Raw genomic sequence first — 4,594 nt, forward strand, 5'->3', positions numbered from 1 at the left:
CGAGGCGGCGGTCGCGCGTTGCCAGCCGAAGTGCTCAGCGAGGCTCGGGAACAGGAAGCCGTCGAGCACCGCGCCGATGTTGCCCGCGGCGGCGAGGCCGAGCACGAGGCCTTGGACGTCGCGCGGATAGTTGCTGCCGGCCATCGGCAGCGCAACCGCAAAGCTCGCGCCGCCCATGCCGAGCAGCACGCCGAGCACGAGCAGCAGCGACAGCGACGGCGCGCCCGGCATCAGCAACAGCACTGCGGGCGGAATCGCCGACAGGGCGATGCCGAGCAGGGCCAGGCGCCGGCCGTCGATGGCTTGGTACATGTTGCCGAAGGTGACGCGCAGGATCGCTGCGGCCAGCACCGGCACGGCGACGAGAAAGCCCTTCTGCGCATCGTTGAGCGCATAGTCCTTGGCAATGCCCGGTGCGAGCGGGCCGTACATCACCCAGACGGTGAAGCCGGTGTCGAAGTAGAGAAAACTCGCGAGCAGCGCGCGCCAGTCGCCGCTCTTGAGTGAAGCCACTATGTTATTTCGCGCGCCTCGCGCGAAAGCAGTCGATACATTCATCGCACACTCCGAAACGACGCCGCGCACATCGCGGCAACTGCCCTCCTCGGGTTGTGGGCGCCGAATCTCTTCCGATTCTTTGCACGTCACTCCGGCACTGCCGGAATCGGCCTCGACTGACGCCGTCAAGGCGCGGCCCCGGCGCGCGCCGGGATGACGTTCAAAGCGGAAGTTCGCCGCGGCGACTCACGCCAAGCGCACGATGCGTGCCGTGCGCGTGTTCTTAGCCAAACAAATGTCGGAAATCGTCTCGATCTGCTTCGCCAGCGGCGCCGGCAACAGCGATGCGTCGGCAAGCGCACGCTCGATCCAGCGCGCCGTTGGCTGCGCTTCGCGCGATGGCGGCAATTCGGGCACGGTGCCGTCGCCGGACGCGGCTTCGACCAAGGTCGTCGCATGGCCGTCGCGCAGCCACTCGATCCCCACCTGCCGGCGTGGATCCGCCACCGCTTCGCCTTCGTTGCCGCGCGCGAGCAGTACGCCGGCTTCGCCCACGATGCGAGCGTCGAGAAACAGCTTCGTCATCTCGTCGCGATATTCCGGGTGCGTGTAATTCACCAGGCGCAGCGCGGGCTGCGCGAACGGCTGGATCAGCTTGACCAGCGTATGCGCAGGGCCGCGCACGCCGAGGCGGTCGCGCAGCGCGATCAGGCGCGCGAGCGCAGGCGAAAGCACCTCGGTTGGTGCGAACGCGACGCCGCGCGTCTGCAGGGCGAGCTCGATGTCGGCGGTATCGCTGCACGCGCCGATGCCGAGCGCAGCGAACACCGAGGCGCTGGCGACGCGGCCCCAGCCGTCGGCGGCATCACCGTGCACGAGCACGGGAATACCGCGCGCGGCGAGCGTCAGCGCGAGCAACGGTGTCAGGTTCGGCAGCTTGCGCGCCCCGTTGTAGCTCGGAATCACGACCGGCATCGCGGCGTCGGTCGGCGCAGCGATCGGAGACAGCCGCGCCTGGCAGGCATCGAGCATGCCGGCAAGCTCGTCGGCGGTTTCGCCCTTGATGCGGTAGGCGATCAGAATTCCGCCGAGTTCGAGGTCAGGAATCGTGCCGTCGAGCATCGCCGCGAACAGATCGCGCGAGTCGTCGCGCGACAATGGCCGCGCGCCGCGCGCACCGCGGCCGAGTTCGTGGATCAGGCTGGGCAGGTCGAGCGCGCTCATGCCGGCACCGCCTGCGCCGTGCGCGCATTGGTTGCGATCAGGCGCTTCAGCTCCGGCACGCACGAGCCGCAGCCGCTACCGCAGCGCAGGCTGGCCTTGAGTTCGGCGAGCAGCGCGTCAACGCCGGACTTTGTGGATTTTTGCACTTTTTCCACAATGTCGTTTTCGCGCACGCCGATGCAGGTGCAAATCGTACGTCCCTTCGACGCCAGCCTGATCTTGGAAAACACGCTCGGTGGCGTGCGCGAAGGCAGCAACAGCAGGCGGCCGAGCGTCGAGATCGCGATGCCGCTTTCGAGGTATTCGCGCAGCCAGCCTGCCGCGGCGACGTCACCGGCCAGCGAAAACGCGACCAGCCGATCGCCGGCGAGACGCAGTCGCCGTCCGCTCGCGCGCCGCACGTCGTTGTAGCTCAGCACGGCCTCACCCGCGCCGAGTCCGAACAATGCTTCGATTTCCTGCCTGAGTTCAGCACTGCAGGGATCGTGCGCTGCGACGCGCCAGAGCAATCCGGGCCGCTCGCGCCCGAACGGCACGCAGCTTGTGTAAGGAAAACGGGCGAAGTAGCGACGCAACAGCGTTTGCGTTTCGAACCAGCGTTCCGGCGCAAACTCGGCACAGGCGACCCACTGCCAAGGCAAATCCGCCTTGCGTACGGCGATCGCCGCATGCTTGAGTTCGGGTTGCTTCGACACCGGGTCGAACGCGCGCGGCAGCAGCGCATTGATGCCGTGCGACACCGCCGTCGTCGGCAGCCCGGAGACGAACTCCTCGCCCCAATGCATCGCGACGAAGGTTTGCCCCGGCGCCTGCGCATCGCTCGTGTGCACCGGCAACACGATGCTCGCGCGACGCGAGGTGATGTGGACGAAGTCGCCGGTCTCGACGCCGATGCGCGCCGCATCGGCCGGATGGATTTCGATCGCCGGCTCGCCCGCGTGATCGAATGCCTGCGGCAGCGTGCCGGTGCGGCTCATGCCGTGCCACTGATCGCGCAGGCGGCCGGTGGTCAACGCCAGCGGATAGTGCCAATCGGTCGTCTCCGCCGGTGCGCGTGCCTCGATCGTGGCAAAGCGTGCGCGGCCGTTCGGCGTGGCAAAATGTCCATTTGTATACAAGCGAGCGGTGCCGACGACATCGCCCGTGCGATAGGGCCACTGCTGTGGACCGTCGCGTTCGAGCATTGCGTAGCTGAGGCCACTGATGTCGAGGTCGCGACCGCGCGTCGTCTCGCGATGCTCGTTCCAGATGCTTTCCGGCGTCGCATAGTCGAACAGGCTGGTCTTGCCGGGGCGCAGCCGCGCCTCGATGCGCAGCGCGACATCGCGCGCGATACGCCAATCCGCGCGAGCCTCCCCCGGCGGTGCGCTGGCTGCGCGCACGCGCGAGATGCGGCGCTCGGAATTCGTCACTGTGCCTTCCTTCTCGCCCCACGAACTCGCCGGCAGCAGCACGTCGGCATACGGCGCTGTCGCGGTGTGCGCGTAGGCGTCCTGCAGGACGACGAACTCGCATCTTTCGAGTGCGCGGCGCACCGCGCGCTGGTCGGGCAGCGACTGCGCGGGATTCGTGCAGGCGATCCACAATGCCCTGATCTCGCCGCGTTCGATCGCATCGAATATCTCCACCGCGGTTTTGCCCGGCGTCGCGGGCACGTTGTCGATGCCCCAGAGCTGAGCGACCTCGGCGCGGTGCCCGGCATTCGCCAGATCGCGATGCGCGCTGAGCAGGTTCGCCATGCCGCCAACCTCGCGCCCACCCATCGCGTTGGGTTGGCCGGTCAGCGAGAACGGGCCGGCACCGGGCTTGCCGATCTGCGCGGTGGCGAGATGCAGATGGATCAGCGCGGCGTTCTTCGCCGTACCAGAAGTCGATTGATTCAAACCCTGGCAGTAGAGCGACAGCGTCGGTCCGGCGGCGAACCAGCGCGCGGCGGTGACGAGATCATCGACCGGCACGCCGCAGATTCCGCTGGCACGTTCGGGCGAATAGGCGAGCGCCAGCTCGCGCGTCGCGTCGAAGCCTTCGGTGTGTGCCGCGATCCAGGCCTCATCGATCAAGCCTTCGGCGATCAGCACATGCAGCATGCCGAGGAAAAGCACGACATCGCTGCCCGGCGTCAGACGCAGATGCAGGTCGGCACTCTCGGCGCTGTCGGTGCGGCGCGGATCGGCGACGACGATGCGCAGGTCCGGGTTACGCGTCTTCGCGTCTTCGAGGCGACGGAACAGGATCGGGTGCGCGAACGCGGGATTCGCGCCTGCGATGAAAACGCACTTCGCGTGGTCGAGGTCTTCGTAGGAACACGGCGGCGCGTCGGCGCCGAGCGTCTGCTTGTAGCCGGCGACGGCCGAGCTCATGCACAGGCGCGAGTTCGTGTCGATGTTGTTCGTGCCGACGAGACCCTTGGCGAGCTTGTTGAAGACGTAGTAATCCTCGGTCAGCAATTGCCCGGAGATGTAGAACGCGACTGCGTCGGGGCCGTGCTCGCGCACGATCGCGGCGAAGCGTTCGGCGACGAAATCGAGCGCCTCGCTCCAGCTTGCACGCACGCGCGGTTGCGCACGCGCGCGCCGCAGCTCGGGATGCAGCGCGCGCGCCTGATCGCGCAGCGCGGGGCTTGCGGTAAGGTGCAGCGTGCTGCCCTTGCTGCACAGGCGGCCGAAGTTGGCGGGATGTTCGGGATCGCCTTGAACGCCGACGATCGTCCCGGCGCCGTTGGCGTCGAGTGCCGTTTCGATCAGCACGCCGCAGCCCACGCCGCAGTAGCAGCAGGTCGAACGCGTCGTGCGCGCCGCAAGCTTGGGCGAGGCTTGCAGCGAGGCGTTCATGCCGCCGCGCAGGTTTCGGGTTCGGCCACGGCGGTGCTGCC

General features: G+C 67.8%; 3 protein-coding genes. All 3 read right to left on the reverse strand.

The window, feature by feature from the left end; all coding sequences use genetic code 11:
* The coding region (locus VF497_RS00020; protein WP_330884976.1) for an MFS transporter at positions 1-513 on the reverse strand (513 nt) is incomplete at its 3' end.
* Between the two features lie 231 nt (positions 514-744).
* Positions 745-1,722, reverse strand: a complete 978-nt coding sequence (gene ybiB / locus VF497_RS00025; protein WP_330884978.1) for a DNA-binding protein YbiB — start codon at positions 1,720-1,722, stop codon at positions 745-747.
* Complete coding sequence (locus tag VF497_RS00030) at positions 1,719-4,553, reverse strand: molybdopterin-dependent oxidoreductase (RefSeq protein WP_330884980.1); 2,835 nt, start codon at positions 4,551-4,553, stop codon at positions 1,719-1,721. Before VF497_RS00030 ends, ybiB begins: the two co-directional genes overlap by 4 nt.
* Between the last annotated feature and the right edge of the window lie 41 nt (positions 4,554-4,594).

This window comes from Rudaea sp., assembly GCF_036383415.1.
GTDB lineage: Bacteria > Pseudomonadota > Gammaproteobacteria > Xanthomonadales > Rhodanobacteraceae > Rudaea.